This is a genomic window from Nocardia lijiangensis NBRC 108240 (genome assembly GCF_001613045.1).
In the GTDB taxonomy this organism is placed as follows: domain Bacteria; phylum Actinomycetota; class Actinomycetes; order Mycobacteriales; family Mycobacteriaceae; genus Nocardia; species Nocardia lijiangensis.
Genome location: NZ_BDBP01000081.1, coordinates 23,957 through 43,099, shown reverse-complemented (window position 1 = coordinate 43,099; position 19,143 = coordinate 23,957). Strand labels below are relative to the sequence as shown.

The following is a 19,143-nucleotide window of genomic DNA, read 5'->3' as shown; positions in this document are numbered from 1 at the left end:
CGGGAGGAGCGCGCGGGCCGCGGCCGCTTCGCCGGCGGCGAGGCGGTTGGCGAAGCGGGCGGCGGTGACGAGGTCGGCGGCCATGGCGTCCGGGAGGCCGAGGCGGTCGGCGATCGCCGAGAGTTCGTCGATCGCGCGGTCGGCGGCGGGCACGTCGCCCGCGCGGCGATGCCATTCGGCGAGCACGAAGAGGGTCTCGGCGGCGGCACGACGGTGACCGCGCGCGGTGGCCTGTCGTCGCATCACCTCGATATCGCGGAGCGCGCCGTCCAGATCGCCCGCGCGCATGCGTTCGGCGGTGAGCCGGTCCCGGCAGTCGAACAGATCGTCCTGGCCGCCGAGTTCGCTGCTGACCGCCACGCCCTTTTCGAACACCGCGATGGCGTGGTCGTGCTCGCCGCGCAGCGAGTGGTCGCGGCCGACGGCGAGCAGTGCCATACCGATCCCCCAGCGATCACCGACCTCCTCGAAGCCGCGTAGCGCCGCGGCGCGGTCCTCGGCCCCGGCGCGCCGATCGCCCTGTTCGGTCCACACGTAATCCCGCGCCCAGTGCGCGCAGGCCCGCACCCACGGGTCCGGCGCGGCCAGTGCCCGATCCAGTACGCGGTCGCCGAGGTCGTCGGCGTCCGCCGACGCGGCGAGCAGCGGAACCCAGAGCAGCAGCGCCGGGTGGAAGTCGAGCGCGCCCGCCGCCTCGGCCTCCTCGATCAACGTCCGCACCGGAACGCTTTCCGCGATCGGCACGCCCGCGAGCAACTGGATCAGCCGCAGCGCCGCCCGTTCCCGCTCGGGCAGCGCGTCGTCGAGGCGCAGCACGGCGGCGAGGAAGGTCTCGAACTGGGTGCTCATGCCGCGGATGCCCCAGTACCAGAACAGCGCCCCGACGAAACGCGACGCGCGCACGCCGTCGCCGCCATCGAGCGTGGATCGCAGTGCGGTTACCAGGTTTTCGTGTTCGGCATCGAGAACGGCCATGGCGCGCAGCTGGTCTCGTGAGCGCAACAGCGGCTCGTGCCGCTCCGCCAGCGCCAGGTAGTGCTCGGCGAAACGCTCGGCCAGATCGTCACCGGTCTCCTCCAGCCGGTCGGCCGCGTACGCGCGGATGGTCGCCAGCATGCGATAGCGCGGCTCGGGATCGCCGGAGACCGTGAGGACGGACTTCTCCACCAGCGCGTCGGCCACGTACAGCACGTCCGAGACGGGCAGCGCCTCGTCGGAGCAGATCGCCTCCAGCACATCGAGAGTCGCGCCGCCGGGAAACAGCGAGAGCCTGCGGGCCAGCACCCGTTCCGGCTCGGTGAGCAGGTCCCAGCTCCACGCCACCAGCGCGAGCAGCGTGCGCTGGCGCGGCTGCGCGGTGCGGCTGCCCGAGGTCAGCAGCCGGAAGCGATCGTCGAGCCTGCGCGCGATCTGCTCGACGCTCATCGAACGGAGCTTGGCCGCCGCCAACTCCAGCGCCAGCGGCAGGCCGTCGAGCTGACGGCAGATGTCCACCACCGGCCCGGCTGTTTCGGCATCCAAGGCGAAATCCGGCCGTGCCGCGACGGCTCGATCCAGGAAGAGCCGTACCGCGGCGGAATCGGCGGCAGTGGCGAGTTCGACTGCCTCGCCCGGTAATTCGAGCGGACCGAGCTGGTACAACGTCTCGCCCGCAATGGCGAGCGGCTCCCGGCTGGTCGCGAGCACACGCAGCTGCGGAAGCCTTTCGAGGAGACCGTCGGCCAGTTCCGCGGCGGATTCGATCAGATGCTCGCAGTTGTCGAGCACCAGCACCGCCGGGCCGACATCGAGCAGCTCGGCGATGCGGTCGGAGCCGGTGAGCGGCTGAGTCGGCCGGTTGTCGGACACCCGCAGATCCCAGGAGCCGATCGCGCCGAGCACGGTGTCGGTCAGCTGTTCGGCGGTGCTCACGCCTGCCAGCGGCACGAACCAGACCCGGCCGCGTTCGTAAGCCCGGTGCCGGGTGACGGTTTCGACCGCCAACCGGGTCTTGCCCGCCCCACCGGGGCCGACCAGCGTGACGAGACGTCCCGCCGCGAGCAGCTCCGAGACGCGGGCGAGCTCGCCTTCCCGTCCGACGAAGTTGGTGAGCGGCAACGGAATTCGGCTCACCGTCGGCTCGGGTCGCGCTTCGGGCCGAGCCAGTTCGCCGCGCAGCAGGGCCAGATGGATCTCCCGCAGCTCGGCGGACGGGTCGACGCCGAGTTCGTCGCCCAGCCGCTCGCGAATCTGTTCGTAGACGCCCAGCGCGTCGGATTGGCGGCCCGCGGCGGACAGCGCGCGCATGCGCAGCCCGGCCAGCCGCTCGGCGAGCGGGCGTTCGGCGGCGGCCGCCTCCAGATCGGCGAGCACCTCCGCGTGCCTGCCGAGCCGCAGCTCGACGTCGTAATTGTCCTCGGCGACAGCGGCTTTCAGCTCCTCGAGCCGCGCGACCGCGAGATCCGCGAACGGCGCGTCCCGCACATCGGTGAGCGCGGGGCCCCGCCACAACGCGAGCGCGTCCGCCAGCGTGGCTCCCGCCGCCGCAACCTTGCCCGCCGCCAGGTCGCGCCGCCCCTCGGCGACGGCGGACTCGAAGCGGTGCGCGTCCACGTCCTCGGGGCGCACCGACAGCCGGTAGCCGCCGGGGCCGAGTTCGAGTGTGCCCGCGCCGCGCAACGCCTTGCGCAGCCGGGAAACCAGCGCTTGCAACGCACCGGCCGCCTCGGCGGGGGGCTGCTCGCCCCACAGTCCGTCGACGAGCGCGTCCACCGAGACCGGCCGTCCCGCCTCCAGCGCCAGCCTGGCCAGCAGCATTCGCAGCCGCACACCACCGAGATCGAGAGGCGACCCGTCGTCGGCGAAGGCGGCGATCGGACCGAGCAGAGCAACACGCACGGCGTCCAGCCTGTCAGAAGTGTTTTGCTCGGCGTGTGTGGGGAGTGGGCTCGCGGATGCCGCTGGGGTCCTGGATACGACGAAACCCGGTCCCGCGCAATGCGGAACCGGGTTTCGGGTCGGGGTGTCAGGCGACGATCAGGGCGATGAAGACCAGGATCGAGCCGGTGAAGACGATCACGTGGCGGGCGTTCTGCAGCCACGGCATCACCCAGCGGGGGAAGGCGCCCTCGGCGGCGGCGAGGAAGCGCCGCACGTCGATGCGGGCGAGTTCCGGGTCGCCGGTCTTGGCGAAGGCGTGCTCGACGCCCTTGGCGGCGGTCAGGTTGCTGTAGAGGATGAAGACGTTGGCGAGCAGCACGAGCACCTGGAAGATCCAGTTCAGCGTGTGGCCCCAGGGGGCGCCCGCCAGGTTGAGCCCGGCCATCGCGGTCATCATCAGCGCGAAGGACAGCGGCGCCCAGGTCTCGTGGCCGCCCGCGTCGAACCGCATGCCGTGTTCGGCGAGCACGCTGGGCCGGACACCCTGGCGGTTCAGTTCCGCCTCGGCGGCGGCCGTCGCGGCGGCGCCGTAGCGGTGGCGCACCAGCGGGATGCTCACGAAGGCGGCGGCGATCAGCAGTTGGGCGATGGCGGCGATGGTCAGCATGGCGTTCTCCTCATCCGATTCTTCGGTCCTGCGGGGCGGGGCCCGTGTGGCCCGCGCTCTCGATGAACCAAAGATGTCCTGCCCGCCTGATGGGCCGCCGACATCGCGCTGACAGTCTCTGTCAGTGCAGGTAGCGAGGCATTGACGCGCGATCGGCCATCACTGATGGCAGCCGCCTTCAGTCCGAATCGGCGGGTTTCGTATGCTCGGACTCACCTGCCGCCGAACGAATGGTGACCAAAGATGATCGACTTTTCGATTCCCGCCGAGCTCGCCGCCGAACGCGACCGCGTCCGTCAGTTCGTGATCGACAAGATCGTCCCGTTCGAGCGCGACCCGCGCCTGACCGCGCACGGGCCCACCGACGAACTGCGCCAAGAGCTGGTGGAACTCGCCCGCGCGGAGAAGCTGCTGACCGTGCAGGCCCCCGAGGCGCTCGGCGGGCGCGGCCTCAGCCACGTCGAACAGGCCGTCATCTACGAGGCGGCGGGGTGGTCCACCCTCGGCCCGATCGCGATGAACTGCGCCGCGCCCGACGAGGGCAACATGTTTCTGCTGTCCAAGGTCGCGAACCAGGAGCAGATCGAGCACTACTTGATGCCGGTGATCAACGGACACCAGCGCTCGGTCTTCGCGATGACCGAGCCGGAGGGCGCGGGCTCGGACCCGGCGCAGCTGGCCACCGAGGCCGTCTTCGACGGCGAGAACTTCACGATCAACGGCCGCAAATGGCTGATCACCGGCGCCAACGGCGCCAAGACCTGGATCATCATGGCCCGCCTCGCCGCCAACCCGCACCTGCCCGAGGGCCCCACGCTGTTCCTCACCGACGGCGACCAGCCGGGCATCGTCATCGAGCGCACCATGAACACGATGGACCGCAACTACGTCGCGGGCCACGGCGTCGTCCGCTTCGACAACCTGGTGCTGCCCAAGTCGGCAGTGCTCGGCGAGGCCGGGCAGGCGCTGCGCTACGCCCAGCTGCGGCTGGCTCCGGCCCGGCTCACGCACTGCATGCGCTGGCTCGGCGCGGCCGAAAGGGCCCAGAGCATCGCAATCCAGCACGCCAAGACCCGCACCGCCTTCGGCAAGCCGATCGGCGAACACGAAGGCGTGTCGTTCATGTTGGCGGACAACGAGATCGCGCTGCACCAGTGCCGCCTGACCATCTGGCACGCCTGCTGGCTGATGGACCAGGGCGAGAAGGCACGGCACGAGAGCTCGATCGCGAAGTCCTACGTCTCCGAGGAACTGTTCAAGGTCGCCGACCGCTGCGTGCAAGTGCTCGGCGGCATCGGTATCAGCGACGAGACGGTCGTCGAAATGATCTTCCGCGACATGCGCGCCTTCCGCCTCTACGACGGCCCCACCGAAGTCCACAAGTACGCGATCGGCCGCAAGATCCTGCGCTGACGGTCTCGACCGCTGGGAAGCGAGACAGAAAGGGCAATGAACCCTGCGCGTGCCAGCGCGCCGTCTACACAACTACTAACATCCTGAGACATGAGTTCGGAATTGCTCGTCGATGTCTCCGCGGGCATCGCCGTGCTCACGCTCAACCGGCCCGCCCAGCAGAACGCCTTCACCCCGGCGATGGCAGCGGAGCTCGGTGCAGCATTGCAACGCTGTGACAGCGAGGATGCCATCCGGGCGGTCGTGATCACCGGGACGCCGCCCGCGTTCTGCGCGGGCGCGGATCTGTCGAACCGGATCGGCGAGGTCAGCGCCACCATCGAGCCTGCGCCGTGGCGCGTGCGTAAGCCGGTGATCGCCGCGGTCAACGGGCACGCGGTCGGTATCGGGCTGGCTCTGGCGCTGCAGTGCGATCTGCGGTACATGGCGCACGACGCGGTCTACGGCCTGAACCAGGTGCGCCGCGGTGTGCTCGCCGACGGTTACGTGCACTGGACGCTGCCCCGGTTGGCCGGCATGGCCAATGCCGCCGACATCATGCTGACGGGCCGCACCTTCGACGGCGACGAGGCCAAGGCGATGGGCCTGGCCAACGCGTGCCTGGCGGGCGGCGAGGTGTTGCCGACCGCGCTGTCGGTGGCGCACGACCTGGCCAACGGTTCGGCGCCGCTGCCGGTGGCGCTGTCCAAGCGCCTGCTCTGGGAGGGTCTCGGGATGAGCCCGGCCATGGTCGGTCAGCTGGAGTCGGAGCTCAATGCCCACGTGGGCAAGAGTGTCGACGGCGGTGAGGCGATGGCGGCGTTCCGCGATCGCAGGCAGCCGAACTGGACCGGGAGCATCAGCTCCGAGTGGCCCGCGTGGGACACCAACGCCGACGCCGAGCGACCGATCCTCGACTGAATCAACAGGCGTGGCAACAGTGCTACGCGTTGCCGCCCAGCGTGATCAAGAGGAACGCGGTCGCCATCAGGACCATCAGCACGGTTCCGACGACGCCGAGGATGTAACCGATCAGGACCTGGGCCCGGCCGCCGAGTGCGCCGCCGGACTCCTCGATCTGGTCGAGGGCGCGCTTGCCCAACGCCCACGCCACCGGGCCGAGCGCCCCGCAGCAGAAGATGCTTGCCGCGCCGAGAAACAACACGGCCGTGGCATTCGGATGCTCGACCGTCGCACCGATGGGCTGGTTGGGTATCACCACTCACCGAATTCTACGGGGCTCCGGGGTATCTCCGCGTATTTTGCGGATCGCGCGAGGCACGGGGCGTTTCGCGCCGACCGGGGTACAGCGCGCTCGGCGGTTCGCCAGGCCACCGCTGAATCAGTTGTCGCGTACGGACTTTCGGTCCCGCGGGCGAGCGTCCGCCGTCAGGCGCGCCGCTGACGGGCGATCTCGGCGAGCACCACGCCCGCCGCCACCGACGCGTTCAGCGACTCGACCGGCCCGGCCATCGGGATGCTCAGGATGCTGTCGCAGTTCTCCCTGACCAGGCGCGAAAGTCCCTTGCCCTCGGAGCCGACCACGATGACCGTCGGCGCGGTGCCGTCGAATTCGTCGAGCGTGGTGTCGCCGCCCATGTCCAGGCCGACGATCTGCATGCCCTGGCTGGCCCAATCCTTCAGCGTGCGAGTCAGATTCGTGGCCCGCGCGACCGGGAGCCGGGCCGCGGCGCCCGCGCTGGTCCGCCACGCGACGGCGGTGACGCTGGCGCTGCGCCGCTGCGGGATGAGGACGCCCTGGCCGCCGAACGCCGCGACGGAGCGGACCACCGCGCCGAGGTTGCGTGGATCGGAGATGTTGTCCAGCGCGACGAGCAATGCGGGCTCGGCTGTGCCGCGCACCTGATCGAGCAGATCGTCCGGGTGGGCGTAGCGGTACGGCGGGACCTGCAGCGCGAGGCCCTGGTGCAGCCCGTTGTTGCTCATCCGGTCCAGATCGGTGCGCGGCACCTCGAGGATGGAGATGCCCGCGTCGGCCGCGGTCTGCACGCTCTCGGTGAGCCGGTCGTCGTTCTCGGTGCCGACCGCGACGTACAGCGCGGTGGCCGGGACGCCTGCGCGCAGACATTCGACCACCGGGTTGCGGCCGAGCACCAACTCGGGACCGTCTTCGGTCTTGCGGCCCGCGGGGCGTCCGCCGGCGGCGCGGCCGGTCGGGCGGCCCTTCGCCTCCGCCTTGGCCTTGGCCGCGGCGCGCTTGGCCGCGGGGTGCTTGGTCCGCGCCTCGGCGGGCGGGGTCGCGCCACGCCCCTCGAGTGAGCGCCTGCGCTTGCCGCCGGAACCGACGACCGCGCCCTTCTTGCTACCCGTCTTGCGCACAGCGCCACGGCGCTGCGAATTCCCTGCCATCAGTTCGCCTTTCCGCGCGCGCCGCCCAGCGACCACTCGGGTCCTTGGGGAGTATCGGTCACCTCGACGCCCGCGGCGGCCAAGCGGTCGCGCACGGCGTCGGCGGTGCCCCAGTCCTTGTCGGCGCGGGCCTGCTGGCGGCGATCGAGTTCGGCGCGCACCAGCACGTCGAGCGCCTCCGTCGCCGCGGAGGTGTCCTCCGGGGCGTACCACTTCGGGTCGTACGGGCAGACGCCGAGGATGTTCAGCATGGCCCGCACCTGCCCTGCCAGCTCCCGCGCGGTGTCGACCGCGCCGCCCTCCAGCGCCTTGTTGCCCTCGTGCACCACGCGGTGCACCTCGGCAAGTGCGCGCGGCACGGCCAGGTTGTCGTCCATCGCCTCGGCGAACGCGTCGGTCCATTTGCCGACCGGGATCTCGCCTGCCCGCTCGGCGACCCGGTGGATGAACGCCTCGATGCGCTGGTAGGAGGCCGCGGCGTCGTACAACGCCTTGTCCGAGTACTCCAGCATCGATCCGTAGTGCGCGCTGCCCAGGTAGAACCGAAGTTCCACGGCGCGAACCTTTTTCAGCACGTTCGGCACCGAAAGCACGTTGCCGAGCGACTTGGACATCTTCTCGCCGCCCATGGTCACCCAGCCGTTGTGCAACCAATACTGCGCGAATCCGTCACCGGCGGCCTTGGACTGGGCGATCTCGTTCTCGTGGTGCGGGAACACCAGATCCATACCGCCGCAATGGATGTCGAATTCCGAACCGAGGTAGAACTCGGCCATCGCCGAGCACTCCAGGTGCCAGCCGGGGCGGCCGGGCCCCCACGGCGACGGCCAGCTCGGCTCGCCGGGCTTGGCCGCCTTCCACAGCGTGAAATCGCGCGGGTCGCGCTTGCCCGCGCCCGCGCTCTCGCCCTGGTGCACGTCGTCGAGCTTGTGGCCGGACAGCTTGCCGTAGTCCGGGTAGCTCTGCACGTCGAAGTAGACGTTGCCCTCGGAGGCGTAGGCGTGCCCGCGGTCGATGAGCCGCCGCATCAGGTCGGCCATCTGGGTGATGTGGCCGGTGGCCCGCGGCTCCGCGGACGGCGGCTGCACGCCGAGCGCCTCGTAGGCGCGGTCGAAGGCGCGCTCGTAGGTGGCCGCCCACTCCCACCACGGGCGGCCCGCCTCGGCGGCCTTGTTCAGAATCTTGTCGTCGATGTCGGTGACGTTGCGGATGAAGTACACGTCGTAGTCGTGCGCCTGCAACCAGCGGCGCAGCACGTCGAACGCGACGCCGCTGCGCACGTGACCGATATGGGGTTCCCCCTGGACGGTGGCGCCACAGAGGTACACCGAAGCGCGGCCGGGAACCAGCGGCGCGAAATCGCGCATGGTTCGGCGTTCGGTGTCAAAGAGGCGCAGGGTCACGGCAGTCGATCCTAGTCGGCGCCGTCGGACGACGTCCGTCCAGGCCACGGTGAAGGCGGAGGTATGCCCGGCCGGTCGGAGCAGGGCGTTCGCGCCCCGGCTCGACCGATGGCCGCTTCGATGCTAAGCGCCCGAGCGGTTGTGCGCTATCCGCGAGCTTGCAGCAACGCGGTGGCGATCGACGCCACCCCTTCCCCGCGACCCGTGAGACCGAGTCCGTCGGTGGTGGTTCCCGATACCGAAACCGGCGCGCCCAGCAGCTCGCCGAGCACCTTCTGCGCCTCCGCACGGCGCGGCCCGATCTTCGGACGATTGCCGATGACCTGCACCGCGGCGTTGACGATGTCGAATCCGGCCTCGTCGAGCAACCTGCGGACCTCGGTCAGCATCGCGGCGCCGGAGACGTCCTTCCACTCGGGGCGACCGGTGCCGAACACCGCGCCCACGTCGCCGAGCCCAGCCGCGGAGAGCAGCGCGTCGCAGAGGGCGTGCGCGGCGACGTCGCCGTCGGAGTGGCCCGCGCAGCCGTCGTCGCCATCGAACAGCAGACCCGCCATCCAGCACGGACGACCGGGTTCGATGGGGTGCACGTCGCTGCCGATACCAACTCGCATGGTCACGACGGTCTCACACGCTCCGCGCCGCGTTGCACACCGTATTGGCGAGCATGAGATCCAGCGGGGTGGTGATCTTGAAGGCCATCGGATCGCCGGGAACGGTGCGCACCTCGGCGCCGAAACGCTCGACCAGTCCCGCGTCGTCGGTGGCGAGCACGTCGGTCTCGTAGGCGGCTTCGAGGAGATCGGCGGCGAAACCCTGCGGGGTCTGGATCGCCCGCAGCGCGGCGCGATCGGGGGTGCCCGTCACCACGCCATCCGAGTCGACGGACTTGACGGTGTCGACGACCGGAAGGGCGGGCACCACCGCTCGATGACCCGCCCGCAACTCGGCGGCGACCCGTGCGATCAACTCCGGCGGAGTGAGCGCGCGGGCGGCGTCGTGCACCAGGAAATAGCCCGCGTCCGGCGCGGCGGCGATCCCCGCGCGCACCGAATCGGTGCGCTCGGCGCCGCCGACGACCACCCGCACCGCGTCGGAGGGCGGCAGCAGGGCGACTGCGCTCTCGACCAGTTCGGCGGGGACCATCACGATGATGCGGTCGACCGCCCCGGAGGCCAGCAGGCCGTCCACGGCCAGCCGGACCATGGGTGTACCGCCGACCGTGACGAACGCCTTGGGCATGTTCTCACCCAAACGGACGCCGCGGCCGGCGGCAGGAACCAAGGCAACGACAGGACTGTCGCTGTCAGAGTTGTTCACGGTCAGGAAGCCGCTGCAAGAACCTCATCGAGCAGCGTCTCGGCCTTGCCGTCATCGGTTCCCTCGGCCAGCGCGAGTTCACCGACCAGGATCTGGCGGGCCTTGGCCAGCATCCGCTTCTCACCGGCGGACAGCCCACGATCCTGTTCCCGACGCCACAGGTCGCGAACGACCTCGGCCACCTTGTTCACATCGCCGGAGGCGAGCTTCTCCAGGTTGGCCTTGTAGCGACGGGACCAGTTGGTCGGCTCCTCGGTGTGCGGCGCGCGCAGCACCTGAAAGACCCGGTCGAGACCTTCCTGGCCCACGACATCGCGCACGCCGACATATTCGGCGTTTTCCGCGGGTACGCGAACAGTCAGATCGCCTTGGGCGACCTTCAGGACCAGATACTCTTTTTGCTCACCCTTGATGGTGCGAGTCTCGATTGCTTCGATCAGCGCCGCTCCGTGGTGGGGGTAAACGACGGTGTCTCCGACCTTAAAAATCATGTGTCCCGTGCCCCTTTCGATGTTCACAGTTTAACATGCGACTCGGTAACGGCGCGATCAACTGTGCAGGTCAGGGCCACAACGAGCAGACCGAGGGGGTTGACAGAACCCGGGCGGTGTGCATTACGTTGTGCCAGAACGAGTTATCCGTCGGCGCTATCTCGGCCGTGTCCCGCCGAGCGCCCCGGCACTCGGCCCGCAACCGCACCCCCGGGCCACCGAACCGTTATGCAACGGATGCCGACCGTCGGCGGTGTCGCGAACCCGAGATCCGGCCCCATCGACAAGTCCCCTGGGTCGACTACTACGCTGCCTAGTTACTACTCTCCGTAGCGGAGTGATCCCGGTCGACATGGAGGACAACCCGTGACTGCCCTGAAAGCTGTGACCGCCTCGTCGGTGGCGCGGAAGCCCCGTCTCGTGGTGACTGTTGCCGCACTCGCCGCGGGCGCCGCGCTCGCGCTGTCCGGCTGCAGCGCGGGTCAGGTCTCCCAGACCGCGAACCAGGCGCCTGCCATCAACGGCAACAACGCCGACGTCGAGGACATCTCGCTGCGCAACGTGCACATCGTCTACCCGGGCGAGGGCTACACCAACGTCAAGGGCGGCAAGGCGCTGATCGCGCTGTCCATCGTGAACAACAGCGAGACCGTCGCCGACGAGCTCACCAGCGTCACCACCGACCTCGGCCAGGTGAAGATCACCCCGCCGTCGGGCGCGTCCGCGGTGAAGCTGGCGCCGCAGCAGACCGTCGTCGCGGCGGCCGCCGAGCCGAGCGCCAAGACCTCGACCGACTCGCACGGCAACGACAGCCACGGCTCGGACTCCCACGGCACGCAGTCGACCGAGCAGAAGACCGCCGATCCGGCGGCCAAGCCCGCCACCATCGAGATCACCGGTCTGACCAAGGACATCACCCCCGGCCTGACCTACACCGTCTCGTTCAACTTCAAGGAGAACGGCACCGTCCAGGTCCAGGTGCCGGTGGACGCGGGCACCGAGGCCGAGCGCCACGAGTCCGACAAGTCGGGCCCGGCCGCAGGCGGCGGCCACGGCGGCGGCCACTGAGCCGTCCGCCCGTCGCGGACCGAGAACGAAGGCTGTCGCACCCGGTGCGGCAGCCTTTTCCTTACCCCGCCACGTCCGGCGGGTTCTGTCGGGCCCGGTACGTAAGGTGCGCCTGTGGCAAAGATTAAGCCGATCTTCCGGTGCTCCGCCTGCTCGCACGAGGTGGCGAAGTGGGTGGGCAAGTGCCCGGACTGCGGAGCGTGGGGCACGGTGGACGAGGCGGCCGTTTCGCCCGCGTCGGCCGCGGCGCCCGGTAGGCGCGCGATGCTGCCGAGCACCGCGGCGGCTCCGATCTCCACGATCGATTCGAAGGTCACCAAGGCCAGGCCGACCGGTGTCGGCGAGCTGGACCGGGTGCTCGGCGACGGCGTGGTCGCGGGCTCTGTGGTGCTGCTGTCCGGCGAGCCCGGCGTCGGCAAGTCGACGCTGCTGCTCGAGGTCGCGCACCGATGGGCGAAGCAGCGCGACGAGAAGGCGCTCTATGTGACCGCCGAGGAGTCCGCGGGGCAGGTACGGCTGCGCGCGGACCGCACCGGCGCGGTGCACGAGCGGGTCTACCTCGCCGCGGAGTCGGATCTGTCGATCGTGCTCGGACACGTCGAGCAGGTACGGCCGACGCTGCTCGTGGTCGACTCGGTGCAGACCATGCTCGCGCCGGATGTGGACGGCGTGATCGGGGGCGTCACCCAGGTGCGCGCGGTGACGGCGGCGCTCACCTCGCTGGCCAAGGCGACCGGGATCGCCGTGCTGCTGGTCGGCCATGTCACCAAGGACGGCAATGTGGCGGGCCCGCGCACCCTCGAACACCTGGTGGACGTGGTGCTGCAGTTCGAGGGCGACAAGAACTCCACGCTGCGCATGGTGCGCGGCATCAAGAACCGCTTCGGCAGCGCCGACGAGGTGGGCTGTTTCGAGTTGCACGAGGACGGCATCGCGGGCGTCGACGACCCGTCCGGGCTGTTCCTGCACCATCGCACCGATTCGGTGCCGGGCACCGCGGTCACCGTCGCGATGGACGGCAAGCGGCCGCTGGTCGGCGAGGTGCAGGGTCTGACGGTGAAGACCGAGATTCCCGCGCCGCGCCGCGCCGTCAGCGGGCTGGACTACAACCGGGTCGCCATGGTGCTCGCGGTGCTGCAAAGCAGGGGCCGGGTCTTCCTCGGCAAGCACGACGTCTACGCGGCGACCGTCGGCGGCATGCGGCTCGTCGAGCCCGCCGCCGATCTGGCCATCGCGCTGGCCATCGCCAGCGCCGAATCCGACACGGCGCTGCCGCCGGGCTGGGTGATACTCGGCGAGGTCGGCCTGGCAGGCGAGGTACGCAAGGTGACCGGCCTGGCACGTAGGCTGGCCGAGGCGCAGCGGCTCGGCTTCACCACCGCGCTGGTGCCGCCGGGGCTGGATCGAGTGAAGGGTGGGGGCATGAAGATTCACGAGGTGACCGACGTCGGCTCGGCGCTGCGGATCAGCGGCCTACGTGCGCGGCGGACGGCGCGGGCCGAGGCGGCCGAGTGATTCCAGGGCGGTGGGCGGCGTATCTGCTCGGCAGACCGGCCCCCTCCGCGCCCCGTACTCCGATCGCGGCTCCCGCGAACCGGCTCCCCGAGGTCGTCACGCGGCTGGCTCCAGGAACTCCGCTGCGGGACGGACTGGAACGCATCCAGCGCGGCCGCACCGGCGGCCTGATCGTGCTCGGCTACGACGAAGGCGTCGAGCGCCTCTGCGACGGCGGATTCGAGCTGGACGTCGAATTCGCGCCGACCCGGTTGCGCGAGCTGTCGAAGATGGACGGCGCGGTGGTGCTCTCCACCGACGGCTCCCGCATCCTGCGCGCCAACGTGCACCTGGTGCCCGATCCGAATCTGCCGAGCGCGGAATCCGGCACCCGGCACCGAGCCGCGGAGCGGACCGCCGCCCAGACCGGTCACCCGGTGGTGGCGGTGAGCAAGTCGATGCGCACCATGACGTTGTACGTCGACGACATCCGTCACCTGGTCGAGCCCTCGGCCACGATCCTGGCCAGGGCGAATCAGGCGCTCGGCACGCTGGAGCGCTACAAGGCCCGGTTGGATCAGGTGTGCGAGCAGCTCTCCGAGAGCGAGATCGAGGACGTCGTCACCCTGCGCGACGCGTTGACGGCGGCCCAGCGCTTGGAAATGGTGCGCCGCCTCGCCGAGGAGATCGAACAGAACGTGCTGGAACTCGGCGCCGACGGTCGCCAGCTCGCGCTGCAACTGGAGGATCTGGTCGGCGACAACGCCTGGCTGCGCGAGCTGCTCATCCGCGATTACCTGGCGGACGAGCCGGTCGCTTCGGCCGGGGTGGACCGCGCGCTGGCGGGCCTGGACCTGCTCACCGACGCCGAACTGCTCGACCTCACCAATCTGGCCGCGCCGCTTGGCTATCCGAGCACCATCGAAGCGCTGGACCTGCCGATGCGTCCGCGCGGGTACCGGGTGCTCACCCGAATTCCCCGGCTGCGCTTCACCCACATCGAATCGCTGGTCGACTCGTTCGGCTCGCTACAAGGGCTGCTCGTGGCGACCGCGAGCGATCTGGAGTCCATCGACGGGATCGGGGTGCCGAGGGCACGCCAGATCCGCGAGGGGCTGACCCGTCTCGCCGAAGCGGACATGGACGATTCGTTTGCCAGGGACCGGTGAAGCCGCTCAGGCGATGTTGAACGGCTCGGCCGCGCTGCGCACCGAACCCAGTTGCGCGACAACCGAATACGCCCCCGGCGGAACCGGGACGCGCTCGCCCGCGCAATTCGGCTGCGAGGTGGAGCCGGACCAGGTGACCTGGAACGCGGCCTGTTCACCGCGATTCATGTTGCGCACGTCGGCCTGACCGTCCGGGTAGCAGTCGGTGCTCGACCACAGCCTGCGGCTGCCGTCGAGGGTGTAGACCGAGATCTGCTGCAGCCCGGATCCGACGTCGCGGGAACAGGTCACCGAGGAGATGTTGGTGATCACGATGCCGAACACCGGCTGCTCGCCCGCCTTGTAGGTGGGCTGCTCGACGGTCACCTTCACCGCGAGCGACTGATCGGGGCACTGCCCCGCCGCCGGAGTCGCACCCGCGCTCGGCGCCGGACCAGCCGAAGATTTCAGCGCGTCCGCGCTCGTGGAGGACTTGGCCGGATCGGCCGGCTTCTTCACCGACGAGGTCGAACTCGACGCGGCCGCCTTGGCCTCACCGGGCGAGTCGCCACCGCGGACGGCCATCACCACGAGCCAGATCACCAGCGCGAGCGCCACGACCAGGATACCGATGGCGAAAACGCGACGACGCCAGTAGATCTCCGGAGGCAGCGGTCCAGTCGGTTCCAGCACGATTCAAACTTACGGGCAGCACCGGGCGCGGTGTCTCAGGACCTCGGCGTGTCGGAAGGGACGACACCGGGGTGCCGGGTGTATCGCACCCGGCACGCTGGGAAAACCTCGCGCGAAACCGGTTCAGACGACCTCGCCGATGTTGCCGACGACACGATGCAACTGGACCTTACCTTCGGCCAGTTTGTAAGTGACGCTGGCGATGGCGAGCTCACCGGTCGCGACCCGCTGGGAAATGATCATCGACCGCTGCATCAGCAGCCTGCTCGTCTCGACGACGTGCCTTGCCTCGATCTCGTCCACTTCCGAGAGACCCTCGCGGCGGCCGATCAGGACGGAGGGCGTCACCTTCTCCACGACGCTGCGGATGAACCCGCCGGGGACCTCGCCGCCGTCGAGCGCGTCGATGGTGGCCTTCACCGCGCCGCAGCTGTCGTGTCCGAGCACCACGATCAGCGGAACGTTCAGCACGTGCACGCCGTACTCGATCGAGCCGAGCACCGAGCTGTCGACCACGTGGCCCGCGGTGCGCACCACGAACATGTCGCCGAGACCCTGATCGAAGATCAACTCCGCAGCCACGCGCGAATCGCCGCAGCCGAACAAGATCGCCGAGGGATGCTGACCGCCGACGAGCTTCGCCCGGTCGGCGGCTCCTTGACTAGGATGCAACAGCGTGCCGTTGACGAAACGCTCGTTGCCCTCGCGGAGGGACTTCCAGGCGCTGATCGGGTTTGAATCAGACATACCGACCATTGTGCACAACGCTTTCGCTACCAGCGAGTCAGTTTCGTTACGGGTCGGCAAATATCGACTGTCCGCCGAGCGGCGGAGACGGTGAGGGCAATGCGTATCGGCACAGGTCGGGCCACACCGGACCGGCAACAATTCGGCAATCGCGGCATCGACCCCGATGCGCTGTTGGACTGGTACGCCGAGACCGCCCGCGACCTGCCGTGGCGACGTCCCGGCGTCACCGCGTGGCAGATCCTGATGAGTGAGATCATGCTGCAGCAGACGCCGGTGGTGCGGGTCGAGCCGATCTGGCTGGAGTGGGTGGCGCGCTGGCCGGTGCCCTCGGCGATGGCCGCGTCCTCCCAGGCCGAGGTGCTGCGTGCCTGGGGCAAGCTCGGCTATCCGCGGCGCGCGCTGCGGCTGCACGAGTGCGCACGGGTGCTCGCCGCCGAACACGGCGACGCGGTCCCCGCCGACGTGGACGTGCTGCTCGGGCTGCCCGGCATCGGCGCCTACACCGCGCGGGCGGTCGCCTGCTTCGCCTACGGCCAGCGCGTACCGGTGGTGGACACCAACGTGCGCCGGGTGGTCGCGCGCGCCGTGCACGGCCGCGCCGAGGCCGGTAACCCCGCCGCCCGCGACCTGGCCGAGACCGAGGCCCTGCTGCCCGCGAAAATCGACCGCGCGGCAAGGTTTTCCGCGGCGCTGATGGAGCTCGGCGCGACCGTGTGCACCGCACGCACACCCGACTGCGCGCGCTGTCCGCTGCCCGCTTGCGAGTGGGTGACCGCGGGCCGTCCGGTGTCGGAGGTGGTGCGCCGCACCCAGAAGTACGAGGGCACCGACCGCCAGGCCCGCGGCCGCCTGCTCGACGTGCTGCGCGCCGCGACCGGCCCGGTCGAACGGGTGCGCCTCGACCTGGCCTGGACCCGCGATCCCGGTCAGCGCGACCGGGCGCTGGACTCGCTGCTGATCGACGGGTTGATCGAGCAGACGGCCGACGGGCTGTTCGCGCTCGCCGGCGAGGGTGATCGCTGACACGAGTCGGGCATTCGCGCGAAGTCCGTCGCGGAGGTGCGCGTCAGCCGAGGACCCGGCGCAGGAAGCGCTCGACCTCGGCGCGGTAGCGCGCCGGCTGATCGTCGTGCACCAAATGCCCCGCGTCCGGGATCAGCACGTACTCCGCGTTCGGATTGGTCGCGGCCATCTCCCGCATCTGCCCGGCCGGGGTGATGGTGTGCTCGCCCTCGATGAGCAGCACCGGGACGCGTACCGCCCGCCACTGTTCCCAGAAATGGCGGGTGCCCCATTCTTCGGAGATGTCGCGAAATGTCGCGACGGAGCCGTGCAGCCGGTAGCCGTCCGGGCCGTGCACGAAGGAGTTCAGGAAGTAGCGACCGGCGACCGGCCCGAAATACTGGAGCACCGAATCGGCGTCCGGGAACGGCTGCGGCCACGCCTCGATCATCGCGGCCCAGTCGGCGGCGGTGCGCCCCGTGAAATCCGGGGCGATGTCCTCGATCACCAGCGCGCGCACCCGCTCCGGATACTGCGCGGCGAAGACCCAGCCGTGCAGCGCCCCCATCGAATGGCCGACCACCACCATCGGCTCGGTGAGCCGCGCGGTGGCTTCGGCGAGATCGGCGACGAACGCCTCGGTGGTCAGTTCCTGCGGCGCGGGACGGCCGTGGCCCGCCGCGTCGAAGGTGTAGACGTGCCCGTGGGCGCGCAGCCAGTCCAGCTGGTCACCCCAGGTGCGCGCGCTGCCCATCAAACCGTGCAGCAGCAGGATCGGCACGCCTGCTCCGCCTTCGTCGTACCACATCGGCTCGATTGTGCCCCCGAGCTCGCGCAGGCGCGCGACCACCCGTGCACGGGCGACGTATTGTCGAGTCATGGCTGTCGTGAAGATCAACGCGATCGAGGTCCCCGAAGGCGCAGGGCCGGAGCTGGAGAAGCGGTTCGCGCACCGCGCGCATGCCGTGGAGGGCTCGCCCGGCTTCCTCGGCTTCCAGCTGCTTCGCCCGATCGCCGGCGAGAATCGTTACTTCGTGGTAACCCAATGGGATTCCGAGGAATCCTTCGCCGCGTGGCGGGACGGTCCCGCGCGCGCCGCGCATGCGGGCAGCGGTGACAAGAAGCCGGTCTCCACCGGCGCTTCGCTGCTCGAATTCGAGGTCGTCCTGGACGTCGCGGCCAAGCCCGCGTCCTGAAATAGCGGGTAACGACTCGCCCACACCGTGGTCAACAGACGTCGACTGTGTTGACGACGGGCGCACGGTGGTGTCACAGTTCGAAGTGACCAAGCGAGGGTGATGCGGTAATTCCGGTGTGATTCCGGAGCGGTCGCGCCACTGTGTTCCAAGCATCGAGTCCGACCTCCGCCGAGCAGGCGGAGGCAGGCAAGGTGCCGGAAAGCCAGACACCGGCACCCATCGCGCAACCCATCTCACGGGACGCGACAACGCCCTGCCGGGCGAGAAACTCCGGCAGGGACGTCTCCCTAGGAGGACTCGAATGGCCATTGCGCATTCACCGAGCCAGGCGACCGATTCGCTGGCGACTGTGCTCGTCACGGTAGGTGTCGTTCTTCTCGCGCTGCTCACGCTCTACCTGGTCGGCTTCGATCAGGGTGCCATCTCGCGCAGCGGGATGTTCATGCATGAGCTCATGCACGACGGACGTCACTTGCTGGGTGTTCCGTGCCACTGATCGGAACCCTGAAGACCCTACTGTTGCGCGGCCTGCTTGCCGGTCTGATCGCCGGCCTGCTGGCCGCCACGGTGGGCTATTTCGTCGGCGAACCCAAGGTCGACGCCGCCATCGCCATCGAAGAGGCGAACGCGGCGACCGAGGAATCGCACCACGCTCCCGAAGAGCCCGCCACGGGCCACTCCCACGGCGAGGAAGAGGAGCCGCTGGTCAGCAGGCCCGGACAGAAGTTCGGTCAGTTCCTGGCCCTCGGCCTCAGCGGTCTCGCCTTCGGCGCGATCTTCGCCTCGGTCGCGCACTTCGCGCGGCGCTACACCGACCTGTCCGGTCCGAAACTGGCGATCGGGCTCGGCATCGGAGGCTGGGCCGCGATCGTCGCGGTGCCGTTCTTCAAGTACCCGGCCAACCCGCCCGCGGTGGGTGATCCGGAGACCATCAACGATCGCACCCTGCTGTGGGTGGCCTCGGTGCTGCTCGGCCTCGCGGCCGTCGGTGCAGGGGTGTACGTGTACAAGCTGCTGCGCGGGCAGCTGGACACGGTCCGGCTGATTGCCGGTGTCGCGGTGTTCGTGCTGATCACCACGCTGGGCTATGTGCTGCTGCCCGGCGTCGACGAGGTGACGGCCGACTTCCCGCCGAGTCTGCTGTGGCAGTTCCGGGTCGCGTCGCTGGCCGTCTCCGCCACGCTGTGGGCGGCACTCGGTCTCGGTTTCGCCGCGCTCACCGAGTTCGCGGCACGGACCAGTACCCCGGTACGGGGCGAGGTCGCTACCGCGGGCTGATCCGCGTCC

The 19,143-nt window shown here is 69.8% G+C and carries 20 protein-coding genes and 1 riboswitch; of the genes, 9 read left to right on the top strand and 11 right to left on the bottom strand.

What is annotated here, in order from left to right; translation table 11 throughout:
* Together NL1_RS27230 and NL1_RS27225 are read right to left on the bottom strand one after the other, a co-directional pair.
* The coding region (locus NL1_RS27230) for an AfsR/SARP family transcriptional regulator (RefSeq protein WP_067845025.1) at positions 1-2,877 on the bottom strand (2,877 nt) is incomplete at its 3' end.
* A gap of 127 nt (positions 2,878-3,004) precedes the next feature.
* Positions 3,005-3,526, bottom strand: a complete 522-nt coding sequence (locus tag NL1_RS27225) for a hypothetical protein (protein WP_067845023.1) — start codon at positions 3,524-3,526, stop codon at positions 3,005-3,007.
* A gap of 243 nt (positions 3,527-3,769) precedes the next feature.
* Here NL1_RS27225 and NL1_RS27220 point away from each other — a divergent pair, with 243 nt between their 5' ends.
* Positions 3,770-4,939 (top strand): acyl-CoA dehydrogenase family protein, encoded by a 1,170-nt coding sequence (locus NL1_RS27220; protein WP_067845021.1) that lies wholly within the window; start codon positions 3,770-3,772, stop codon positions 4,937-4,939.
* Between the two features lie 90 nt (positions 4,940-5,029).
* Positions 5,030-5,839 (top strand): enoyl-CoA hydratase/isomerase family protein, encoded by an 810-nt coding sequence (locus NL1_RS27215; protein ID WP_067845019.1) that lies wholly within the window; start codon positions 5,030-5,032, stop codon positions 5,837-5,839.
* 22 nt (positions 5,840-5,861) lie between these two features.
* Here NL1_RS27215 and NL1_RS27210 read toward each other — a convergent pair whose 3' ends face one another.
* From NL1_RS27210 to carD, 6 genes are all read right to left on the bottom strand, one after another.
* Positions 5,862-6,140, bottom strand: coding sequence for a DUF4190 domain-containing protein (locus tag NL1_RS27210; RefSeq protein ID WP_067845017.1), 279 nt, complete (start codon positions 6,138-6,140; stop codon positions 5,862-5,864).
* 167 nt (positions 6,141-6,307) lie between these two features.
* Positions 6,308-7,288, bottom strand: a complete 981-nt coding sequence (gene rlmB, locus NL1_RS27205; protein ID WP_067845041.1) for a 23S rRNA (guanosine(2251)-2'-O)-methyltransferase RlmB — start codon at positions 7,286-7,288, stop codon at positions 6,308-6,310.
* Positions 7,288-8,691 carry a cysteine--tRNA ligase gene (gene cysS, locus NL1_RS27200; RefSeq protein WP_067845015.1) on the bottom strand — a complete coding sequence of 468 codons (1,404 nt, stop codon included), beginning with the start codon at positions 8,689-8,691 and terminating at the stop codon, positions 7,288-7,290. Before cysS ends, rlmB begins: the two co-directional genes overlap by 1 nt.
* A gap of 146 nt (positions 8,692-8,837) precedes the next feature.
* Positions 8,838-9,305, bottom strand: coding sequence for a 2-C-methyl-D-erythritol 2,4-cyclodiphosphate synthase (gene ispF, locus NL1_RS27195; protein WP_067845039.1), 468 nt, complete (start codon positions 9,303-9,305; stop codon positions 8,838-8,840).
* A 13-nt stretch (positions 9,306-9,318) separates the two neighbouring features.
* Positions 9,319-10,011, bottom strand: coding sequence for a 2-C-methyl-D-erythritol 4-phosphate cytidylyltransferase (gene ispD / locus NL1_RS27190; protein WP_067845013.1), 693 nt, complete (start codon positions 10,009-10,011; stop codon positions 9,319-9,321).
* Positions 10,012-10,013: 2 nt separating this feature from the next.
* Positions 10,014-10,502 carry an RNA polymerase-binding transcription factor CarD gene (gene carD / locus NL1_RS27185; protein ID WP_011206964.1) on the bottom strand — a complete coding sequence of 163 codons (489 nt, stop codon included), beginning with the start codon at positions 10,500-10,502 and terminating at the stop codon, positions 10,014-10,016.
* Positions 10,503-10,868: 366 nt separating this feature from the next.
* Between carD and NL1_RS27180 the strand changes: the two genes are divergently transcribed.
* The 3 genes from NL1_RS27180 (at position 10,869) to disA (ending at position 14,233) form a co-directional block, all read left to right on the top strand.
* Positions 10,869-11,570 (top strand): copper chaperone PCu(A)C domain-containing protein, encoded by a 702-nt coding sequence (locus tag NL1_RS27180; RefSeq protein WP_067845011.1) that lies wholly within the window; start codon positions 10,869-10,871, stop codon positions 11,568-11,570.
* 114 nt (positions 11,571-11,684) lie between these two features.
* Entirely contained in the window at positions 11,685-13,085 is a 1,401-nt protein-coding gene (radA, locus tag NL1_RS27175; RefSeq protein WP_067845009.1) for a DNA repair protein RadA, read from the top strand.
* Between the two features lie 62 nt (positions 13,086-13,147).
* Positions 13,148-14,233 carry a DNA integrity scanning diadenylate cyclase DisA gene (gene disA / locus NL1_RS27170; protein WP_067845037.1) on the top strand — a complete coding sequence of 362 codons (1,086 nt, stop codon included), beginning with the start codon at positions 13,148-13,150 and terminating at the stop codon, positions 14,231-14,233.
* Positions 14,234-14,239: 6 nt separating this feature from the next.
* On the opposite strand, the gene NL1_RS27165 is transcribed toward disA, so the two are convergent.
* Entirely contained in the window at positions 14,240-14,905 is a 666-nt protein-coding gene (locus NL1_RS27165) for a hypothetical protein (protein WP_067845007.1), read from the bottom strand.
* A gap of 123 nt (positions 14,906-15,028) precedes the next feature.
* Positions 15,029-15,652 (bottom strand): carbonic anhydrase, encoded by a 624-nt coding sequence (locus tag NL1_RS27160; protein ID WP_067845035.1) that lies wholly within the window; start codon positions 15,650-15,652, stop codon positions 15,029-15,031.
* Positions 15,653-15,751: 99 nt separating this feature from the next.
* On the opposite strand from NL1_RS27160, the gene NL1_RS27155 reads away from it, so the two are divergent.
* A complete protein-coding gene (locus tag NL1_RS27155; protein WP_067845004.1) occupies positions 15,752-16,678 on the top strand; it encodes an HhH-GPD family protein in 927 nt (308 codons plus the stop codon).
* Between the two features lie 43 nt (positions 16,679-16,721).
* On the opposite strand, the gene NL1_RS27150 is transcribed toward NL1_RS27155, so the two are convergent.
* Positions 16,722-17,465, bottom strand: coding sequence for an alpha/beta fold hydrolase (locus tag NL1_RS27150; RefSeq protein ID WP_067845033.1), 744 nt, complete (start codon positions 17,463-17,465; stop codon positions 16,722-16,724).
* Between the two features lie 70 nt (positions 17,466-17,535).
* On the opposite strand from NL1_RS27150, the gene NL1_RS27145 reads away from it, so the two are divergent.
* From NL1_RS27145 to NL1_RS27135, 3 genes are all read left to right on the top strand, one after another.
* Complete coding sequence (locus NL1_RS27145) at positions 17,536-17,853, top strand: antibiotic biosynthesis monooxygenase family protein (RefSeq protein ID WP_067845003.1); 318 nt, start codon at positions 17,536-17,538, stop codon at positions 17,851-17,853.
* Between the two features lie 52 nt (positions 17,854-17,905).
* Positions 17,906-18,088, top strand: a riboswitch (cobalamin riboswitch).
* 69 nt (positions 18,089-18,157) lie between these two features.
* Positions 18,158-18,352: a CbtB domain-containing protein gene (locus NL1_RS27140; protein ID WP_067790036.1), complete on the top strand. Its 195-nt coding sequence runs from the start codon at positions 18,158-18,160 to the stop codon at positions 18,350-18,352.
* Positions 18,343-19,134 (top strand): CbtA family protein, encoded by a 792-nt coding sequence (locus NL1_RS27135; RefSeq protein ID WP_067845001.1) that lies wholly within the window; start codon positions 18,343-18,345, stop codon positions 19,132-19,134. Before NL1_RS27140 ends, NL1_RS27135 begins: the two co-directional genes overlap by 10 nt.
* Positions 19,135-19,143: the final 9 nt, after the last annotated feature.

What these genes read in the sequence shown, in the direction of transcription:
- NL1_RS27150 (WP_067845033.1), bottom strand. Translation starts at nt 17,465, where the DNA reads ATGTGGTACGACGAAGGCGGAGCAGGCGTGCCGATCCTGCTGCTGCAC.
- NL1_RS27225 (WP_067845023.1), bottom strand. Translation starts at nt 3,526, where the DNA reads ATGCTGACCATCGCCGCCATCGCCCAACTGCTGATCGCCGCCGCCTTC.
- NL1_RS27220 (WP_067845021.1), top strand. Translation starts at nt 3,770, where the DNA reads ATGATCGACTTTTCGATTCCCGCCGAGCTCGCCGCCGAACGCGACCGC.
- NL1_RS27140 (WP_067790036.1), top strand. Translation starts at nt 18,158, where the DNA reads ATGGCCATTGCGCATTCACCGAGCCAGGCGACCGATTCGCTGGCGACT.
- ispF (WP_067845039.1), bottom strand. Translation starts at nt 9,305, where the DNA reads ATGCGAGTTGGTATCGGCAGCGACGTGCACCCCATCGAACCCGGTCGT.
- NL1_RS27215 (WP_067845019.1), top strand. Translation starts at nt 5,030, where the DNA reads ATGAGTTCGGAATTGCTCGTCGATGTCTCCGCGGGCATCGCCGTGCTC.
- NL1_RS27145 (WP_067845003.1), top strand. Translation starts at nt 17,536, where the DNA reads ATGGCTGTCGTGAAGATCAACGCGATCGAGGTCCCCGAAGGCGCAGGG.
- NL1_RS27160 (WP_067845035.1), bottom strand. Translation starts at nt 15,652, where the DNA reads ATGTCTGATTCAAACCCGATCAGCGCCTGGAAGTCCCTCCGCGAGGGC.
- NL1_RS27155 (WP_067845004.1), top strand. Translation starts at nt 15,752, where the DNA reads ATGCGTATCGGCACAGGTCGGGCCACACCGGACCGGCAACAATTCGGC.
- rlmB (WP_067845041.1), bottom strand. Translation starts at nt 7,288, where the DNA reads ATGGCAGGGAATTCGCAGCGCCGTGGCGCTGTGCGCAAGACGGGTAGC.
- carD (WP_011206964.1), bottom strand. Translation starts at nt 10,502, where the DNA reads ATGATTTTTAAGGTCGGAGACACCGTCGTTTACCCCCACCACGGAGCG.